At 59.8% G+C, this 19,390-nt stretch carries 13 protein-coding genes; 8 read left to right on the top strand and 5 right to left on the bottom strand.

Annotation, left to right across the window (positions count from 1 at the left end):
* Window positions 1-30: 30 nt before the first annotated feature.
* From ABAC402_RS37350 to ABAC402_RS37330, 4 genes are all read right to left on the bottom strand, one after another.
* Window positions 31-240, bottom strand: a complete 210-nt coding sequence (locus ABAC402_RS37350) for a cold-shock protein (protein WP_023451037.1) — start codon at window positions 238-240, stop codon at window positions 31-33.
* Window positions 241-521: 281 nt separating this feature from the next.
* Entirely contained in the window at window positions 522-902 is a 381-nt protein-coding gene (locus tag ABAC402_RS37340; RefSeq protein WP_023451035.1) for a hypothetical protein, read from the bottom strand.
* An 89-nt stretch (window positions 903-991) separates the two neighbouring features.
* Window positions 992-2,188 carry a pentapeptide repeat-containing protein gene (locus tag ABAC402_RS37335; RefSeq protein ID WP_040410112.1) on the bottom strand — a complete coding sequence of 399 codons (1,197 nt, stop codon included), beginning with the start codon at window positions 2,186-2,188 and terminating at the stop codon, window positions 992-994.
* Between the two features lie 175 nt (window positions 2,189-2,363).
* On the bottom strand, window positions 2,364-2,846 hold the full coding sequence (locus tag ABAC402_RS37330; RefSeq protein WP_023451033.1) for a Fur family transcriptional regulator: 483 nt from the start codon (window positions 2,844-2,846) through the stop codon (window positions 2,364-2,366).
* Between the two features lie 257 nt (window positions 2,847-3,103).
* On the opposite strand from ABAC402_RS37330, the gene ABAC402_RS37325 reads away from it, so the two are divergent.
* Both ABAC402_RS37325 and ABAC402_RS37320 read left to right on the top strand, forming a co-directional pair.
* Window positions 3,104-5,110 carry a TonB-dependent receptor gene (locus ABAC402_RS37325; RefSeq protein ID WP_023451032.1) on the top strand — a complete coding sequence of 669 codons (2,007 nt, stop codon included), beginning with the start codon at window positions 3,104-3,106 and terminating at the stop codon, window positions 5,108-5,110.
* 176 nt (window positions 5,111-5,286) lie between these two features.
* Window positions 5,287-6,075, top strand: a complete 789-nt coding sequence (locus ABAC402_RS37320) for a SapC family protein (protein WP_023451031.1) — start codon at window positions 5,287-5,289, stop codon at window positions 6,073-6,075.
* Between the two features lie 341 nt (window positions 6,076-6,416).
* Here ABAC402_RS37320 and ABAC402_RS37315 read toward each other — a convergent pair whose 3' ends face one another.
* Window positions 6,417-6,830: an acyl dehydratase gene (locus tag ABAC402_RS37315; RefSeq protein ID WP_023451030.1), complete on the bottom strand. Its 414-nt coding sequence runs from the start codon at window positions 6,828-6,830 to the stop codon at window positions 6,417-6,419.
* A 177-nt stretch (window positions 6,831-7,007) separates the two neighbouring features.
* Between ABAC402_RS37315 and ABAC402_RS37310 the strand changes: the two genes are divergently transcribed.
* The 6 genes from ABAC402_RS37310 to ABAC402_RS0120900 form a co-directional block, all read left to right on the top strand.
* Window positions 7,008-8,258 (top strand): RodZ family helix-turn-helix domain-containing protein, encoded by a 1,251-nt coding sequence (locus ABAC402_RS37310; RefSeq protein ID WP_023451029.1) that lies wholly within the window; start codon window positions 7,008-7,010, stop codon window positions 8,256-8,258.
* 178 nt (window positions 8,259-8,436) lie between these two features.
* On the top strand, window positions 8,437-9,567 hold the full coding sequence (ispG, locus tag ABAC402_RS37305) for a flavodoxin-dependent (E)-4-hydroxy-3-methylbut-2-enyl-diphosphate synthase (RefSeq protein ID WP_052025374.1): 1,131 nt from the start codon (window positions 8,437-8,439) through the stop codon (window positions 9,565-9,567).
* A gap of 303 nt (window positions 9,568-9,870) precedes the next feature.
* Window positions 9,871-10,965, top strand: a complete 1,095-nt coding sequence (locus tag ABAC402_RS37300) for a helix-turn-helix transcriptional regulator (RefSeq protein WP_023451027.1) — start codon at window positions 9,871-9,873, stop codon at window positions 10,963-10,965.
* A gap of 85 nt (window positions 10,966-11,050) precedes the next feature.
* Entirely contained in the window at window positions 11,051-13,891 is a 2,841-nt protein-coding gene (locus ABAC402_RS41015) for a calcium-binding protein (RefSeq protein WP_023451026.1), read from the top strand.
* Between the two features lie 192 nt (window positions 13,892-14,083).
* Window positions 14,084-18,595, top strand: coding sequence for a calcium-binding protein (locus ABAC402_RS37290; protein WP_023451025.1), 4,512 nt, complete (start codon window positions 14,084-14,086; stop codon window positions 18,593-18,595).
* Between the two features lie 138 nt (window positions 18,596-18,733).
* Window positions 18,734-19,390: Calx-beta domain-containing protein (locus ABAC402_RS0120900; protein ID WP_031236018.1), on the top strand; the 657-nt coding region annotated here is incomplete at its 3' end.

The following is a 19,390-nucleotide window of genomic DNA, read 5'->3' as shown; positions in this document are numbered from 1 at the left end:
CTTTCGTAAATCACGGTTCTTGACCGTAACTTATGCGGCTTCGAGTTGCTCGGCCGACATCTTGCCGGACTTTGCATCGCGTTGCAGTTCGTAGGAGACCTTTTGGCCTTCATTGAGACCGTTCATGCCAGCGCGTTCAACGGCACTGATGTGAACGAATACGTCCTGGCCGCCGTCCGACGGCTCGATGAAGCCAAAACCCTTGGTGGAATTAAACCACTTAACTGTACCTGTGCTCATAATGAACCCTTTTCAATGGTAGTGTTATACGTGACTGCACACATGCACAGCCACCTCTCGATTAAATTTTGAATGGAAGGTTCGCTAGAAGCGCGTGTAAAGCGCAAAACAAATCAGCAGACAAGCAAAAGTCGATGACAGGCTTATACTTAAATCTATTTTTCCCGTCAAGCTCAAACTTGGAATCGCGATTATCGGGACGGCCAGACTCACTTGAAACGACCGTCAAATCGTGGCTGATCTTGACCCGGTTTATGGCGCGTGCGACCGCGATCTGGACATCAGGGGACGAGGCCATCCCTGATCTTGTCGAAATAGGCGCGGCCGAAGGCGACGCGTTGGCCTTCCGTTGGATCATTGACGGTTTCATAGCCGACAATGCGGTTGACCAGAGCCGGGCGGTGGCTGGTGACGTAGTGCCTGAATTCGCTCAGGCCGCTGTGACCGCCGGTCACCAGCACCTGCTCCAGGCCGGTGAGGTCATCGCACACGGCGGCGAAGAACTCATGCACATGGCGGACATCGCTGTTGTGTTGCGGCGTGGATTTGCCGCTGGCCCTGATAAGGTGGGAATGATGGGAATCGTGGTTGAGCCGCGTGATCTGGGCCTTGTGCGAGTCTATCGTGATAACGGCGCGGCTGTAGACGGGTTCTGATGGCATGACAGCTTCCTGTGAGACTTTGTAAAAGCTTTAGGCTTTGTTTCATCAGGATGTGATGCGGTTTTGACGCTACGCGCCAGTCTGAGGCTCTATCGCTCGACAAGGCTGTAATTGGCCCCCTTGTCCATCACATGATCTGTGTCGGCTTCCAGCATCCGGGCCCGGGTCAGGTCGGCGCCACGCAAATCGGCAAAGGTCAGGACCGCCCGCGACAGATCCGACCGCATCAGCCGGTCGCCGCCCAGGTCCAGAGGCCCCAGTTTCGCGCCCTCAAGGCAGGCATGGGTCAGTTGCGCCCCGATCAGCCGGGCGCCGCGCAGGTCGGCACCTTTCAAGTTACATCTGCGAAAATCGGCGTGGATCAGGTTGGCGCCCTGAAGCTGGATACCTTCCATGTCGAGTCCGTAAAAGCACGCACCTTCGGCATCGAGCGTGGTCAGGTGGCGTCGGCGCATCTCACGCACCAGGCGGAAGTCGGCGCCGGCCACCGTCTGGCGGCTGCCGGAAGCGCCGCTGGTCTTTACCCAGGTTTCGTGGATCGCCAGCACCTCGTCCAGGGGTTGGTCGTCGATAAAGACACTGACCGGCACGCGCAGCACACCCGTGGTGTCGGCCGACCTCAGATCGACGCCGGAAAGCTTGGTTTCGACCATGATGGCGCCGCGCATGGTTGCGCCCGTAACATCGGCCGACGACATGTCCGCGCCGCTCAGGATAGCTCCGTTGAGATTGGCGTTACGCAACTTGGCCTGGGACATGATGGCGCCGGCCAGATTGGCGTTGTGGAAATCGGTCGCCACGGCCTGGGTGCCGTTCAGGCGGGCCCCAGAAAGGTCGGCGCCGCTCAGGATGGCATAGTCGAGTTCGCCCGGCCGGCGTTCGTGTTTCATCAGACGCAGGCCGCGGGCCTCGTCCTTGAAGGCTATCTGTCCCTCCCGCAGGTCTGCGCCGATGAGTGAGGCGGCGGTCAGGTTGGCCCCGCGCAGACAGGCGCCGCGCAGGTCGGCGCGATCCAGGTGGGCAAAACGCAGGTCGGCATTTCGCAGGTCGCAACCAAACAGATTGGCGCGGGTGAAGATGGCGTCGCGCAAGGAAGCGCCATACAGTCGCGCACCGGTCAGGTTGGCGTCTGCAAGGTCGACGCCTTCCAGTTTCATGTCGGTGAGATCGATATAGCTGAGATTGGCCAGGCGGCCACCCGCCTTGCCCATCTTGAACCAGGCGTGCAGGTTCAGGATGTTGTGCAACGACGTCTTGTCGAGCATCTGAAGCGTGGCTGCGGACATGGGCGCGTGACTGAAAAGGGTTGGGGACAAATGCACGAACACGGAAGCAAACCGAACTCTATCCCTTTGCTATAGGTGCGGTGCAACATGGTGGCAAGTCCAATTGAAAACGTTTACCGGGGAAAAGTCTGACTTTCACCAATCCGCCTCGGAGAGCTTAGGCGAGAGTCTGTTTTCAGGCATGACCGCGGCAGGCGCCGCACAGGCCACGCGCTTCAAGCGTTATATGCTTGATCTGGAAGTGCGAGTTCGTGGCGCTGACTTCGATGTCAGCCACATTTGGGATGGCGAACTCGACGCTCTGGCCGCAGCAGTCGCACAAAAGGAAGCCGGCCGCATGGGGGTGGTCGCGCGTGTCGCAGGCGACGAAGGCGTTCAGGCTTTCGATGCGGTGGATCAGGCCCATCTGCTCGAGGAAGCTGAGTGCGCGATAGACCGTGGGCGGCTTGGCGGCGCCTTGCGGGTGGAAACGGTCGATGACATCATACGCCTTGATGGGGCCGCTGGCTTCCAGGATCAGTTCGTAGGTGCGAAGCCGCGACGACGTCATGCGCTCGCCCGCCTGGGCACACAGGGTCTCAGCTTCGGCCAGGCGCTGAGACTTGGTATCGGCTGCCAGGGCGTGATGATGATCGTGGTGGGCGCAAGCGTTGCTCATGGCTCAGAAGGTAGGATGAGTTGGCGGTTTGTGCAACCGAAGGCTTTTCCATACCTTGGCGCGTGCTACATGACTGTGCTGTCAGGGCCGTAACTGATGCAAACCCGTGAAATTCCTGACACATCGCGGGTTGGCAAGCGCGCCAAAAGACGCTTGCGGGGCGCCCGAGTTGCGCGAGGTGTAATATTATAACAAACGCGCTTGACATGGCGAATGTTATTACATAACACAGGCGCATCGCAGCATACGAGGCCGCCATGTTCCGTCGCACCCGTCTTGTCACCAGCCTGTCCGTTCTGGCGCTCTCCTCGGCGCTTGTTACCGCCGTTCATGCTCAGGATGTTGAAGACGCGCCTGTCGAGGTGGTGATCACCGGGACCGCCTACGGCGTGTCGAAAGACGCGCTGATGAGCAATGTCGACATCCTGACCCGCGACGACATCAGCCGTAAGCCGTCGCAAGGCTTGGGCGCCATGCTGGCAACTCTGCCAGGGGTGCGGTCGTCGGCCTTTGCGCCAGGCGCCAGCCGCCCCTCAATCCGCGGTCTGGACGGTTTCCGCGTCCTGGTTCTGAACAATGGCATGGGCGCGGTCGATGCCTCGGCGGTGTCACCCGACCACGCGGTGTCGACCGATCCGATGGAGGCCAGGCGTATCGAAGTTTTGCGAGGCCCGTCGGCCCTGATCTATGGTGGCAATGCCATCGGCGGCATCGTCAACATCATCGACGACCGCATCGCGACGACGGTTGCCAGGCCGGGAGTCGAGGGCCGCGTCACGGCCCAGGCGTCGAGCGTCGATAAAGGCACGCAGTTGGGCTTCAATGCCAAGACCGGCACAGGTCCCCTGGTCTTTACCTTCGACGCCTTGCGTCGTACCAGCGAGGACTATGATACGCCGGTTGGACCGGAGTCGCGCTATATGACGGATTCCGAAGGTGAGCCGCGCGATATCGGCGACCACCAGGACAATACGGCGGTCGACCTCGAAAACTATGGCGCCGGGGTTTCCTATATCGGTGACTTCGGCTTTATCGGCCTCAGCGCCAAGACAACCGACCTGCACTATGGCGTCCCCGGCCACGCCCATGGCGAGGAAGAAGGCCCCGTCACCATCGGGCTGAAACAGACGCGCTACGACGTGCGTTCGCAGTTCAACCTCGCCTTCGCCGGCTTCAACAAGCTCCAGGCCGATGGCGGCTACAGCGACTACGAACATACCGAGTTCGAAGGCGATGAGACCGGCACCCAGTTCTTCTCGACCGGGCACGAATTGCGCGTCAGCCTGCTGCGCAGCCAGATGGGCGCGCTCAGCGGCACCGTGGGCTTCAACCTGTCGAAGCGCGATTTCGAGGCCATCGGCGATGAAGCCTTCGTTCCGTCGACCACCACCGACGAGGTCGGAGTCTTCACCCAGTATCGCCTCGACAACGGCACCTGGGGCGTGGAAGGCGGCGCGCGGCTGGACCGCAAGGCAATTAAGGCCGTCACCGGCTTTTCCAGGGATTTCGACAACCTGTCGGCGTCGCTGGGCGGTTTCTGGCGTCCGTCCGACCACGCCTTTTTCGGCCTCAGCCTGACGCGCTCGGAACGCGCGCCATCGGATGTCGAACTGCTGGCTGATGGTCCCCATGCCGGAACCGGGGCGTATGAACTCGGCAATGCCGCATTCGATAGCGAAGTCGGCAACAGCCTGGAACTGACCGGCCACTGGCTGATGGACGAACACTCGGCCTTTACGCTGGACGCGCACCTGTACACCAGCAACTTCGACGGCTTCATCGATTTGCGCCCGACGGGCGAGGCGCAGGACGGCCTGCCGGTCTTCGCTTACGTCCAGACGGGCGCGAACTTCCATGGCTTCGAACTGGAAGGCGGCGGCAATCTGTGGAGCGGCCACGGCCAGGTCCTGCGTCTTGATCTGACCTACGACTATGTCCACGGCAAGAGCGACCTGGGTCCGATTGCCCGGATCGCGCCATCGGCCCTGGCCGCGCGTTTGAGCTATGAGGCGCCGAAGTGGGATGCCCATGCCGAGGTGCGCCACGTCGCCGACGCCAATGACCTTGCGGCGTTCGAACTGCCGACGGACGGCTACACCGCCGTCAACCTGTTTGCATCTTACCACCTGACGGGTGCCACTTCTGTCTTTGCCGAGGTCCGCAACCTCACCGACACCGAGATTCGCGAACACACCTCGGTGCAAAAGGATATTGTGGTGGGCGCCGGTCGCAGCCTGCGCGTCGGGATGATCTGGAACTTCTGAAGGCCTGGCAGCCCGGTTCAGCGTTCAAGCTGAAAATGTCGCGTTGCGGCACAGCTTTCGCGTGGCAAAAAACACAAATCTGCGAAGGGTTCGCTTATTCTGTTACGCGACTTGCTCATGGCAATGGCTTAGGCTAGAAGCGAGGCTCATTTTTCAACCCAGCCTTCTTGGTACCCATGGCCGAACAACAAAACAACGACGCCACCCTGACCGGAAACGTCCTTTTCTATAAATCGCCCGAACCGCTGAACCCAGACGTCCATGGTTCCATGGGCATCAGTGCGATCCCGTCGCCGCACAGCTTCGTGGCCGAAACCAATGTGGTGCCGCTGACCGTGTCGGAATTCCCGGCCGCATCGCTGAGCTACCCGATCGTCTTCATCGGTGAGAACTTCATGCCGGTGGCGGCCATGGGCCTGTCGGCCGGCCAGAACGTGTTCGTGTCGGCGGACGGCATCTTCAAGTCGGACAGCTACCTGCCGGCCTTTGCTCGCCGCTATCCCTTCGTGTTCGCCAATGACGAATCCCAGGAGCGCATGATCCTGTGCGTCGACACCGGCGCACCGATGGTGAAGACTTCCAACCCGGACGTGCCCTTTTTCGAAAACGGCAAGGCGACGCCCTACGTCGAAAACGCCATGCAGTTCTGCTCGGACTTCGAAACCGAACGCCGCCGCACCGAAAGCTTCGTCAGCCTGCTGCGCGAACTGAACCTGCTGGCGCCGCGTGAAACCCTGTATCGTCCGCAAAACGCGGACGGCACGCCGGGTGAGCCGCAAAAGATCGCCGAATACTTCGCGGTCGACGACAAGGTCCTGAACGAACTGTCGCCGGAAAAGCTGGCCGAACTGCGTGACAACGGCGCCCTTACGCACGTCTATGCCCATCTCAACTCGCTGCTGGCCTGGGACAAGCTGATTGCCCTGACCATCGAGCGCAACCAGAACCCTGTCGCCGTTAATTAAGACACGGTTATGGTTTGAGCATTGCGAAAGCCCCGGAGCGATCCGGGGCTTTTGTTTTCTAGAGCGCAATCCGATAAAGTGTGACGCACTTTTCGGACAAATTGCGCGACAAAACAAAAACTTATAGCGAGATGGCGATTCTACCAAAAGCCATCTCGCTATAGAGTAATTTTGACCACGAACCACACGAACGCACACGAACGCAAGCGTTCAATCCGAAGCCATCGCGCGGACAACTTTTGTCTTGGATGTTCGTGTCTGATCGGGGGGGGGCGTAGTGAAAACTAACGGCGTTGACGCCGCATGGCGGGTTCGGGAATGTCCCGCAATTCCCAATGACCCTAAGCGCTGGGCGCCTTTGGATTACGCTGGAACACCGACCGGGTCAGGCACGAAAACACCAGCCGGCCGGCTTCGTCCAGCATGTCGTGCTGGGCGATGACCACGCCCTTGGTATCGCCGACCGCATCCTTGCCCATCACCGTCATGCGGCCGCGCAACAGTTCACCCGGCGGCGGGTTGCGCGACCAGCGCAGGGCGTCGACCGCCAGGCGCTTGGTCTGCGGCCATTGCAGCGCCGCTTCGGTTTCCAGGCGCGACCACAGGGTGAAAATCAGGGCATCGGGCACGCCGTCAGCCGGGTTCCACGTCGGCGCGTAGGTCTTGCAGAAGTTCGCCAGTTCGTCGTCGGAAATGACACCGGCGCCGATGGAGGCGACCTGACCGATCCAGAGATCATCGAAGGCGGCGGGCATGGCAGGTCCTGGGCTGAAAGGGCGGGTAGGGGGCCGTCATAAACTGACTTCGAAGCTTGCGCAACAGGTGGTCAAATTCGCGTGGCCACGCCGGGGGAATTCGCCTGAACCGCTTTGGAGCGATTGATTATTCGCGCCCATTATGTTTCTGTCGCCACGGAGTAGCCCGCGAATCTCATGAGTACCAGCGACCATCCCCCCATCATCGAAGACGAACCCTATCAGGGGATCTATCGCGGCGAGAGCCAGCCGCAGATGGCGCAGAGTGATGGCCGGCTGCCGGATCGTTTCGATCTGGCGGAACTGCTGAAGGCGCGCCGCGCGCTTCTGGGGCTCACCCTGGAAGAGGTGTCCGACATTACCCGCGTGCGCCGGGCCTATCTCGAAGCCTTCGAACAGGTCGCCTACGACGTCCTGCCGCCGCGCGCCTTCGCCATCGGTTATGTCAAGGCCTATGCCAAGGCACTCGGCCTGGATGAGGAAAGCCTGGCCGACATGTACAAGCGCGAGGTGTCGGAACCGGCTGTGCGTCTGCACGCGCCGTCCGGTGCCTCGGTCGAGGACACCAAGCCCAACTACCGCGCCTATCTTACGGCCGCCGCCTGCGTTGTCGGGGCTGTCGTGATCTGGAACGTCGTCCAGCATCGGCCGGCATCGCATGCCCAACGCAACGCCTATGCCCAGATCGACAACGCGCCGTGGAAGTTCGGTGTCCCCAACCTGCGTGACGGCATGATCCAACTGACCCGGCCGGCAGCAGCACCCCAGGATCAGGACGTGCCGCTCCCCTATGTCACGCCCGGGCTGGAAGAGGGGTTTGCCTCGATCATGGCCGACGCCAATGCCAGTTCGACGGCGCCGGTCTCCGTGACGGACGTTTTGCAGGCGCGCAAGGCCTTCAACCCCCAGGGCGCCATCTACGGCGCGCCGCCGGAGCGGTCGAACGTGACGCTGCAGGCGACCAAGAGCGTCGACCTGATCATCCGCGACGGTGCCGGCAGCGTTATTTCGTTCGCCACCCAGCTCAATGCCGGTGAAGCCTATCGCTTGCCGGCGGTCGACTGGCAGGACAAGAGCGTGCAGGTGTCCGACCTCAGATTCATCGAGGTCTATTATAACGGCGAATATGCCGGTCAGATGGACAGTCTGGTGACGACGGTCGGCAAGCTGAACGGCCGGGCGGCCCAGATGGCCTCCGTCCTGGATGCGCGCCAAGCCCAGGCCGGCCAGGTTGCGGTGGTTTACAAGGTCAGCGCCAAGCCCGAGGCGCCCAAGGCGGCGCCGCGCCAGACCGACCCCATACCCTATCTGCCGGCGGTCCGCCCGAAACCGGAGCCTGTGCCGGTCGAAGTGCCGCCGCCGCCCGCCAGTTCCGACGCCCCGGCCAGTGCGTCGGCAACCACGCCCGTGTCGCCGACGGCTCAGTAAGTCCAGGCAGCGATGTCTCTGACTCATGGCGCCTGGCAAGGGCGACGGCCCGCCCGAGCTTAGGCGAGGCGGCATTCTGCGGATGAGCTGAAAGAATGCGACAAATTTTCCTGCCGTCGGTTGTTACAGGCGGCCTCAGGCCTGATATAACAGATGTATCGCGTATTCTGGAATTCCCATGGACAGCCATCATCCTTCCGACCACAACCCTTCTGAACTTGGGCACATCCGTCCCTGGCGGATGATCCAGCGGCGCAAGAGCCGTCAGATCATGGTGGGCAAGGTGGCCGTTGGCGGCGATGCGCCGATTTCCGTCCAGTCGATGACCAATACCAAGACCCACGACGTCGAAGGCACCATGGCGCAGATCCGCGCCCTGGAAGAGGCTGGCGCTGATATTGTCCGTGTGTCGTGCCCCGACGTCGAGTCGACCCAGGCGCTTAAAAGCATCGTCGCACAGTCCAATGTTCCGATCGTCGCCGACATCCATTTCCACTACAAGCGCGCCATCGAGGCCGCCCAGGCCGGTGCGGCCTGCCTGCGGATCAATCCCGGCAATATTGGCTCGGCGGCACGCGTTCGCGAAGTCGTCCAGGCTGCCAAGGACTATGGCTGCTCCATGCGTATCGGGGTCAATGCCGGGTCGCTCGAAAAAGACCTGATGGAAAAGTACGGCGAGCCGTGCCCCGAGGCCATGGTCGAAAGTGCCCTGTTTCACGCCAATATCCTGCGCGACCACGACTTTCATGAGTTCAAGATCTCGGTCAAGGCATCGGACGTGTTTCTGACGGTGGCCGCCTACACCGCCCTGGCCGACGCCATCGACTGTCCGCTGCATATCGGCGTGACCGAGGCTGGGCCGCTGCGTAATGGCACGATCAAGTCGGCGATCGGCCTGGGCAACCTGCTGTGGGCGGGGATCGGCGACACGGTGCGGGTCAGCCTGGCGGCCGATCCGGTGGAGGAGATCAAGGTCGGTTTCGACCTGCTGAAGTCGCTGGGCCTGCGCCACCGTGGCGTCAACATCATCGCCTGTCCGTCCTGCGCCCGTCAGGGTTTCAATGTCATCGACACGGTGGCCAAGCTGGAAGAGCGCCTGGCGCATATCGCCAAGCCGATGTCGCTGTCGATCATCGGCTGCGTTGTCAACGGGCCAGGTGAAGCGCTGTATACCGATGTCGGCTTTACGGGCGGCGGGGCCGGGTCGGGCATGGTGTACCTGGGCGGAAAGCCGGACCATAAGCTGTCCAATGACGGCATGATCGACCATATTGTCGAACTGGTCGAGGCGCACGCAGAAAAGCTGTAGCGCGCCGAGGGGGCAGGCGGACACAGAAAGAACCGGGCACCCCAACGCCTTGAGCGATTGTCGGGCTGATTGCAGGAAGCAGAGTTGCTCAACAATTTCTGCCCCAAGTTCGCAGAGTTTGCCGCTGCGATAAACGTAGTTTTTTTGTAACACTGCCCACACAATGGCATGAGACAAAGACAAGGTCTCCTACAAATTTCATGTGATTGTTCCCGAAAAATTCCAGGTTTTGGCGTAGCCTTGGGATGTTTTCTTGCCCTCTGCTCTTTCCAACAGCATAATATAGTTTCAGGGGAGGGCGGGATGAGGATTGGACCAACCAAACTAATCGATCTCATGTACGACGCCGCGTTTGATGACGACGCCTTTGCACGATTGCCGGCTGCCTTTGCCGAGTTGGTGGGGGGACGGAGCGCCACCATTCAGTTCTTCGATCAAGACTGGACGCACATAGATTTTGCAGGAAGTTATTTTGGTCCTGAGATGTACGCTAAGTACGCTCAGCACCATTACAAGGATGACATCTGGATTAACGCCGGGCTGGCTCAAACAAGAGGGAAGTTCCGGTCAATGGATGAGATTGTGTCCCTCGACCAATTCCTGAAAACCAGCACTTACAATGAGTTTTTCCGTTCCAATGGCGACGATACTATGCATTGTATCGCCACCAATCTCGCTTCAGACAGTGGGGCAATCATAATTGGTATTCATCGCGCCCACACTCCCGGTGCGTTTGAGGAAGACGAAGCCCTGCTTTTGCAGCAAACGGTTCCGCATATCCGTCGGTTGCATCTTATTCGGGCCAGGCTGAGAGACGCCGACATGCGATCGAACATGGCAAACGCCGCGCTGGATTGTTTCGCCTTCGCGGTTATGGTCGTTAAGTCAGACCGCCAGATCGTTTCGACCAATGCCGCTGCTGACAAGATACTGCGACAAGGCGATGGTCTGGTATCTCTCCGCGGAAAGGTGTCGGCCAAGGCGAGCGATGTCGACCGGGCTTTGGGTCACGGTCTTTTTAATGCCACCCTGGGCCGACCGGCGAGGACCGGAGTGGTCCAACTGCACTGCCCGAACGGCGGAGCATCGCGAAAGATTATTGTATCAGTCATGCCGGATCGGAAACAAGCCTTGATCATCGTGGAGCCACCCAACGACTATAACGCCGTCGGCGCCCATTTGGCTCAGTTCTACGGGTTGAGCGCTGCCGAAATTGGACTGGCCGAAACCCTTTTGAAGGGCGGGCAACTGGAAGATTACGCGATCGCGCGCGATGTGCGTCTCAGCACGGTGCGGACTCAGTTGTCGTCCCTGCTGCGAAAGACAGACACCCACAGACAATCGCAACTGATTGCGATGCTGGCGCGATTACCGAGCATCAAAGACGAAAAGTCTTAGGCATTATCCGTCAATTGGGGGAAGTCGCCTTTTAGGGAAGTGGCTAATGGTTTGGTGATATTGGCAGCCTAACTGGGGAATTATCATGGCAAGTTTGAATATTTTTGGCGAAGACGGCGAATATGGCATTGCCGGCGAGAACGGAGGCCATTCAGAGGACGGTTATACAACGTCAGGAGCAGGCGGCGCCGGCATGGATGGCGAAGATGGCGGCAGCTTGACCTATACCCTGAGTCAGATCGATATCGATGGAGGTTTGAACGACGTCACGGTAACGGGAGGGTTGGGCGGGGGCGGCGGGGGCGGCGGGCGCGCCGGGCAGTCTTGGTTAGTCGGCGTTGCCATCACCTATCATAATCCGACTTTAATTGCCTCAATTACTGATGCAACTGGCGCCATTGGTGCCAGTGGCAACGGTGGTCATGGGGGAGATGGCGGGGGCGCTAACCTCGTCGCGACTGGTATCATTGGTGCGACCAGCCTGAAGCTTGTTGCAACCGGGCTGTTTGGCCAAGGCGGAGGATATGGTGGCGACGGGACGGCCGGCACTTATGGCCAGTATCTTTATGGGACTCACATCACTTATCCACTCTATACTTATAGATATACTGCTCCTGGCTCCAGCGGAGGCCAAAGTGGCAATGGCGGTGACGGGGGCGATGGCGGAAACAGTGCCGTTTCTGTCGGTGGAAGCAGCCTCAGCGGCGGCCAGTTCATTAGCACCGGCGGTTACGGGTCTTTGGGTGGCTATGGTGGCAATAGCCTAGCAGGCCCCCAAGGGTACGGCGGCTCCCACGGTGGTAACGGTGGTAACGGTGGTAACGGTGGCCACGGTGGCGATGCCGCGGTTTCAATTGTTGGCAACACTTTTACCAGCAACTATCCGCAAATACACCTTTTGGCTAATGGGGGAAATGCAGGGAGCGGTGGTCAAGGTGGTCACACGAGTAAGGGCGCAATCTTTTATAGTGGTGAATTCCTCACGCAACCAGATGAATTCGATAATGGCATCAACGGTGACGGAGGCGATGGCGGTGATGGCGGTGATGCGACCATTGTCTTCACTGGCAATACGATCAAGGGGACTGAGTCCTATGATAATCTAAGGCTGTCCGTGGAGCTAGACGCGGGGGCCGGGGGCAGTGCTGGAGCTGCGGGCAAGCGGCCTTTTATCAATGATGACGACGACATCCCCGGTATTGCCGGCAGCGACGGCACCGACGGACAATCGACGTTCACCTTCTCTGGCAACACGATTGACGGCGGTTTGGGTGGAAATCACTTTGGCTTGGACTACAGGCATGTGGGTGAAGGTGCTTCTGAAACCGTTCCAATGGAGTCAGTCTATATCAACCTCACAACAGGCGCTTTCAACATGGGGATGGGCGCCAACACCATAATGAATGTCGCGGATCTGGATGTATCTGTATCTGAATGGTACTACGATGCTAACGGCTTCGCCGTCTATGTCAGCTTGGAAACAACCTTAATTGGTAGCTCTGACGCCAACCGGTTCAATGTCTATTCGCACAATCGTTCCATCGGTGAGACCGGAAACTCTGCTTTCTTAAGTGGCGAAGGTGGTAACGACTCCCTGGCGTCGTGGACGGGAAACGACGTTCTAGACGGCGGCCACGGCGCCGACACGCTCACAGGTGGGCTCGGCGACGACTCCTATATTATCGACAGCATGCTCGATCAGATCATCGAAGCCGCCGGCGAGGGATCTGACACCGTTCTATCTTCGATTACCCTTACCACTCCAGTCAACGTAGAAAGCCTGGTGCTGACAGGCAATGCGAATGTTAACGCCACGGGCAGCGCTGGAAGCGACGTTCTGGTCGGCAACGCCGGGAATAATGCTCTGACTGGGGGCGGTGGTAAAGACAACCTTTCCGGTCAGGCTGGCGACGACGCTTTGGACGGTGGCACCAATGCTGACGTGATGACGGGTGGGCTGGGTAACGACACCTTCATCATCGACAATATTGGCGACAGCGTGCGGGAAAACCACCTCGAAGGTACTGATACGGTTATCAGCTCGATCAGCTTTTCGATGTTCGGTCGCGCCGTTGAGGTGCTGACCCTGACTGGAGCTGGTAACCTGAACGGCACCGGTAATTCGCTGAACAATACCATCACTGGCACCAGCGGTAACAATGTGCTGGATGGTGCCGGTGGCGGTGACATCCTGATCGGCGGTCTGGGCGACGACACCTACTATGTTGACAGCGCAGGGGACAGCGTGCGTGAAAATCACCTTGAAGGCACGGATACGGTGATCAGTTCGGTCAGCTACTCCATGTTCGGCCGCGCGGTGGAAGTGCTGACCTTGACGGGGTCAGGCAACCTGAACGGAACCGGCAATTCGCTGAACAACACTATCACCGGCACCATCGGTAACAATGTGCTGGATGGCGGTATGGGGGGCGATAAGCTGGTCGGCGGTCTGGGCGACGACACCTACTACGTTCAAAGCGCCAACGACACGGTCATCGAACTGGGCGGCGGGGGGTGGGATGTGATCTTCTCGACGGTCAGTTATAGTCTGAATGGCCGCTACGCCGAGGTGATAAACCTTACCGGAACTGCCAACATCAACGCTACCGGTAATTCGCTGGCCAACACTCTGGTCGGCAACGACGGCATGAATACGCTTAACGGCAAGGGCGGAAAAGACATCCTCAGCGGCGGCCTGGGCAGCGATATCTTCCTGTTCGAAACCGGTAGCGGCAAGGATACGATCACCGACTTCAGCGCAGAGCAGAACGATAGTATCAACATCAACGCCTATACGGCGGGTGTCGCCAATGTGGCCCTGGTCACGCAGGCAGGCGCGAACGTCATCGTCAATCTGGGCGCCAGCAACACCATCACCGTGATCGGGGCGAACCAGGCCGATGTGCTGGCGCATATGGTGTGGTAGTTTGTGAACGACGCGGCGGCGGTGGCCGTCGCGTCTTACGGCCAGAAATTTGGCTGTCCAAGCCGATTTAGGGTTAACTTTTCCTGAAGCTGCGGTAGGGTGGCCTCGTACCGCCGTTATTTCCCATTGTTCATTTTCCATGGACGGGCACCGCGACCGCAGGCCCATCCATGACGCCAGGGAGCTGCCGCCATGAAGACCCGTGACCATGATGATGTCCTGTACCCAAGCCTCGCCAGCACTGTTCTGGCGCCTGGCGCAGCGGTCAACAGCGGCCCCGGCAGTGCCGTGATCCCCGGTGACGGAGGCAATAACACGCTCAACGGCACCGTCGATAACGATACGATTACCGGCCTGGCCGGCAATGACAGCCTCTACGGCAATGACGGCAATGACAGTATCGACGGCGGCGATGATAACGATACGCTGGATGGATGGACGGGCAACGATACCCTACGGGGCGGGGCGGGGAACGACGTCGTCTTAGGCTATGACGGCGACGACCTGCTGATCGGCGGTACCGGCGTCGACAGCCTGTATGGCGAGGCAGGGAATGACGGTTTCGATCTCAATGCGGTCACCAATATTGCCGGTTGGATCGTCGACGGCGGCATCGGCAGCGACAGTGTCGACCTGATCCAGGGAACGCTGCAACTGGGGACCAGCCTGCCGTTCGTGGCTATCGAAACTATCGACAACTATCTGACCCAGTTTGTCGGCACCGGGGGCGCCGACAGCTATGACTTCCGGCCGTTCAACATGTATTCGCCGACGTTCGCCCTGCCGGCCGAGATCCGGCTGCTGAGCGCTGGCGCGGGGAATGATACTGTGTATGCGGCGAATACGGATCTTACCCCTCTCGTCACCCAACTGCCGCCCGACCAGTTTTATAACCGCATCCTGGGCGAGGCCGGCGATGACAGCCTGGTGGGCGGGGCGTCTTTCGATTTTCTGGAGGGCGGCGCGGACAATGACACGCTGGAAGGCGGCGGTGCAGCCGATACATTGTACGGTGGGAGTGGCAGTGACTCGCTCGTGGGTGGGGACGGCAACGATACGCTCAATGGCGACGGCGGCGGCAACGACACGCAGTTGGGCGGGGCCGGCGACGACTATATTTTTGCCGTGTTCGGCGGCGATTCGATTGTCGGCGGCGACGGTACCGACACGCTCGACACCACGTCCTATACCGGTAACTATGGGGTCGACCTGACGACCGGACTGTCGAGCTTCGGCGGTGAAAGCTTCACGGAGATGGAGAACCTTGTCTCCGGCATTGGCAACGACACGCTGACCGGGACGGCCGGCGCCAATGTCATCAGTGCCGGCGATGGCAACGATACCGTCTCTGGCGGCGACGGCAATGATACGCTGAATGGCGGTGCCGGCAATGACACGCTGCTGGGCGGGGGCGACAACGACCTGATCAATGGCGGTGCCGGTCAGAATTCGCTCGTGGGCGGCGCAGGCGACGACACGCTCAATGGCAGTACAGATACCCATTCGATCGGGTTTGCCGAGGACGGCAACGACCTGCTCAATGGCGGCGTCGGGATCGACCAGTTTTTCGGCGGCGCCGGCAACGACACGGCGAGCGGTGGTGACGGCAATGACACGCTGAATGGGGACGACGGCAACGACTCGTTAACCGGTGGCGCGGGTGTCAATACGTTGAATGGCGGGAATGGTGATGACACCTTGTTGAATGGCGGCGGCGGGTCCGGCACAATAGATGGCGGCGCCGGCAACGATGTCCTGACGGCTGGCTTTGATACTTCGCTTTCCGGCGGCGAGGGCAACGACACGCTGTACGCGTTCGGCAGTTCCACGCAATTCGGCGGCGCCGGCGACGACTATATCTATGCCGTGTTCGGCGGCGATTCGATCGTCGGCGGCGACGGTACCGATACGCTTGACGCCACCTCGTTCCCCGGCGACCGTAATATCAACCTGACGCTGAACGCCGGCGGCGAGATCTTCAGTCAGATGGAAAATATCGTCTCGGGGACCGGCAATGATACGCTGACCGGGACGGCCGGCGCCAATGACATTCGTGCCGGCGATGGCAACGATACCGTGGATGGTAGTGACGGCAATGATACGCTGACCGGTGGCGCAGGGGATGATACCCTCATTGGCGGTGCGGGCAACGATCGCTTTGACGACGCCGGTGGCGTCAACTCAATCAGCGGCGGTTCAGGCGATGATTACATCGCCTACACCAATTTGACGGACAACGGCAGCACCTTCGATGGCGGCGATGGCGTCGACATGTTCGATGCTTCCCTGCTGGTGTCGACCAAGACCATAAATCTGGCGGCCGGGACCTATGTCGATGACTACGGCATAGAAACCCTGATCTCGATCGAGAATGTGATCGGTGGCCAGCAAACCGATGTTATCACGGGTTCCGACGCAGCGAACATGCTGAATGGTCTGGGCGGCGAGGATTCGCTTTATGGCGGCGGCGGCGACGACACCATCTATGGCGGCGATAACTACGACGTCATTTACGGCGGCGACGGCGTTAACGAACTGTATGGCGAAGGTGGTGACGACTATATCCAGACCGAGACCGGCTTCTACGGATCGACCTATGACGGCGGTGATGGCACCGATACGATCGATTACAGTTGGATATTCGGCGATTCTGGCATTGTCATCGACCTGACAGCCGGAACCTTTACCGATGGTTCCGGGTCTGAGACGGTTCTGAACTTCGAAAGGGTGCTGGGGACGCAAGGTTCGGAAACCCTCATCGGTACGACGGGGGAGAACCAGCTATTTGGTTATGCGGGTGACGACTCGATCGTCGGCTTCGGCGGAGCGGACACCCTTACCGGGGGCGAAGGTAATGATACGATCACGGCCGTGCTTGATTTTGATGGCGAGGACTCAGTCGATGGTGGTGAAGGCGACGATCTGATCACCTCGTCGGCACAGGGCGTTTTCCTCGGCGGGGACGGGAATGACACTGTTTTTGCCAACAACGGCACCGACGAGACCCTGGATGGCGGGGCCGGAACGGACCTGCTGGATACCACGAGTTGGGATGACGGCTACAGCGTCAACCTGGCGACGGGCGTGACGAACTATTCGCCGGAATCGTTCATCAATTTTGAAAATGCCCTTATGGGCGACGGCAACGACACGGTCGTCGGCACCAGCGGAGTCAACAGCATTAATGGTGGCCTTGGCAACGATTCCCTGGACGGCGGCCTGGGTAATGACACCCTGATCGGGGGGCTGGGGAACGACAGCTTCCTGGTCAATGCCAGCAGCGATAATGTCGTTGAATCCAGTGGCCAGGGTACCGACACCATATTGGCGTCAGCCACCTATTCTTTGAGCGGTCGCTATATCGAGTTCCTGACCCTGACGGGGGCCGCCAACATCAACGCGACGGGCAACAGCTTCGCTCAGACTCTGACCGGCAATACGGGCAACAACAGTCTGACAGGGCTGGGCGGCAACGACCGGCTGGATGGCGGGGCCGGCGGAGCGGATACCCTGATCGGCGGGGCGGGCGATGACACCTATGTCATAACCACCTCCGGCGACACCGTCACCGAGACGATCGGCGAAGGCTGGGACCTGGTCGAGTCGGCCATCACCTATACGCTGGGCACCGAGGTCGAGCGGCTGACCCTGACCGGATCGGACAATATCAATGGCACCGGCAACGGGCTGAATAACGTCCTGACTGGCAATGCCGGCAACAACACCCTGACCGGCGGGCTGGGCGACGACTTTTACTATATCCAGAACGCGGCCGACCAGGTCTCCGAAGCTTCTAATGCCGGCGTTGACACGGTGATTTCGACGGTAACCTATAGCCTGGCGGGCAAGCAGGCGGAAAACCTGAGCCTGACCGGCTCGGCCAATCTCAATGCTACCGGCAACGGGCTTGCCAATGTGCTGATCGGCAATACCGGTACCAATGTGCTGGATAGCGGGGCAGGCCATGACAGCCTGAACGGCAATGCCGGCGCGGATACTATGATCGGCGGCAGCGGCAACGATAGTTACAGTGTCGATGACGCCGGTGACGTCATCACCGAGATTGCGGGCGGCGGCGCCGATCTTGTCACCGCTATGGCCACCTATACGCTTTCCAGCGATGTTGAGGCGCTAACCCTTATTGGCAATGCGGCGATCAACGGCACCGGAAATGCGGGCAACAACACGCTGACCGGCAATAACGGCAACAATGTCCTCAGCGGCGGGTTGGGTAACGACAGCTACTATGTCCAGAACACCGGTGACAATGTCGTCGAACTGGGCGGGCAGGGGACGGATGTTATCTTTTCGTACGCCGACTACAGCCTCAACGGCCGATATGCCGAGACGCTTAACCTGTTGGGCAGCAACAACCTCAACGCCACCGGCAACTCGCTGACCAACACCCTGGTCGGTAATGACGGCATCAACATCCTGAACGGCAAGGGCGGCAAGGACAGCCTGACCGGGGGCCTGGGGGCGGATGTGTTCCTGTTCGAGGCCAGCAACGGCAAGGACACCATCACCGACTTTTCGGCGGCGCAGAACGACACGATCAACGTCAATGCGATCACCGGTGGTGTCGCCAATGCGGGGCTGGTCGCCCAGGTCGGCGGCAATGTGGTGATTACCTTCAGCGCCAGCAACACCATCACCGTGATCGGGGCAAACCAGGCGGACGTGCTGGCGCATATGGTGTGGTAACAGGTTGTCGGAGATGTGCCTTGTCCAAGATTGTGGCAGATGAGGCACATCGGTTAGCCAAATTCCGAGATATCGCCTTTTCGCTTGTTAGGATTTGCTCCTCCGATATTTTGTGAGCGAGTTCCCCGGGGGGTTGAAATGGCGGTTTTGATATCGGTCGATGATGTGGTGGTCGGCGAAGACGCCGCCTATGTAGACTTCACGATTCGGCTAAATGAGATCAGTGCGGCAGCGGTGACTGTGAACTGGCGTACGAACTACCTGACGGCGAACTCCAATGACTTCACTGACCTGTTAGGCTCCCTGACCTTCTCGCCGGGCGAGACCGTTAAAACCGTCCGTATCCCTATCACGAATGACAGCCTGGATGAAGTCAATGAGGCCTTCACTCTTGAGCTCTACAGCCCCAGCAACAATGTTACGCTGGCGAAGAATATCGGCACGGCCACCATCATAGATAATGATGCGCCGTCCGGCACACCGGTCATCTCGGTCAGTGACTTCGTCATCGATGAAGCGGCGGGTGAAGCCAGTTTCGTCATCATTCTGGACCGGCCCAGCAGCCTGGTGGTGTCGCTGAACTATGCGACGCAAAACGGTGGCGCGGTGGCGGGGTCGGACTATGTGGCGGTCAGCGGTAGCCTGAACTTTGCGCCCGGCCAGACGGTACACACGGTCAAGGTGCCGCTGATCAATGATACGGTGACGGAGGGCTCGGAGGCCTTCAACCTGGTGATCAGCAGCCTGGTCAATGCGACGACCCTGGATGCGGTCGGGACGGCCGTGGTCGGGGCC

The sequence above is a fragment of the Asticcacaulis sp. AC402 genome (genome assembly GCF_000495835.1).
Taxonomy (GTDB): domain Bacteria; phylum Pseudomonadota; class Alphaproteobacteria; order Caulobacterales; family Caulobacteraceae; genus Asticcacaulis.
Note: the sequence above shows the minus strand (reverse complement) of the source record. Positions and strands in the feature narration are given on the sequence as shown.

Excerpts from the sequence above, each read along its gene's own strand:
- ABAC402_RS37350 (WP_023451037.1), bottom strand. The coding sequence starts at position 240 with ATGAGCACAGGTACAGTTAAGTGGTTTAATTCCACCAAGGGTTTTGGC.
- ABAC402_RS37340 (WP_023451035.1), bottom strand. The coding sequence starts at position 902 with ATGCCATCAGAACCCGTCTACAGCCGCGCCGTTATCACGATAGACTCG.
- ABAC402_RS37335 (WP_040410112.1), bottom strand. The coding sequence starts at position 2,188 with ATGTCCGCAGCCACGCTTCAGATGCTCGACAAGACGTCGTTGCACAAC.
- ABAC402_RS37330 (WP_023451033.1), bottom strand. The coding sequence starts at position 2,846 with ATGAGCAACGCTTGCGCCCACCACGATCATCATCACGCCCTGGCAGCC.
- ABAC402_RS37325 (WP_023451032.1), top strand. The coding sequence starts at position 3,104 with ATGTTCCGTCGCACCCGTCTTGTCACCAGCCTGTCCGTTCTGGCGCTC.
- ABAC402_RS37320 (WP_023451031.1), top strand. The coding sequence starts at position 5,287 with ATGGCCGAACAACAAAACAACGACGCCACCCTGACCGGAAACGTCCTT.
- ABAC402_RS37315 (WP_023451030.1), bottom strand. The coding sequence starts at position 6,830 with ATGCCCGCCGCCTTCGATGATCTCTGGATCGGTCAGGTCGCCTCCATC.
- ABAC402_RS37310 (WP_023451029.1), top strand. The coding sequence starts at position 7,008 with ATGAGTACCAGCGACCATCCCCCCATCATCGAAGACGAACCCTATCAG.
- ispG (WP_052025374.1), top strand. The coding sequence starts at position 8,437 with ATGGACAGCCATCATCCTTCCGACCACAACCCTTCTGAACTTGGGCAC.
- ABAC402_RS37300 (WP_023451027.1), top strand. The coding sequence starts at position 9,871 with ATGAGGATTGGACCAACCAAACTAATCGATCTCATGTACGACGCCGCG.
- ABAC402_RS41015 (WP_023451026.1), top strand. The coding sequence starts at position 11,051 with ATGGCAAGTTTGAATATTTTTGGCGAAGACGGCGAATATGGCATTGCC.
- ABAC402_RS37290 (WP_023451025.1), top strand. The coding sequence starts at position 14,084 with ATGAAGACCCGTGACCATGATGATGTCCTGTACCCAAGCCTCGCCAGC.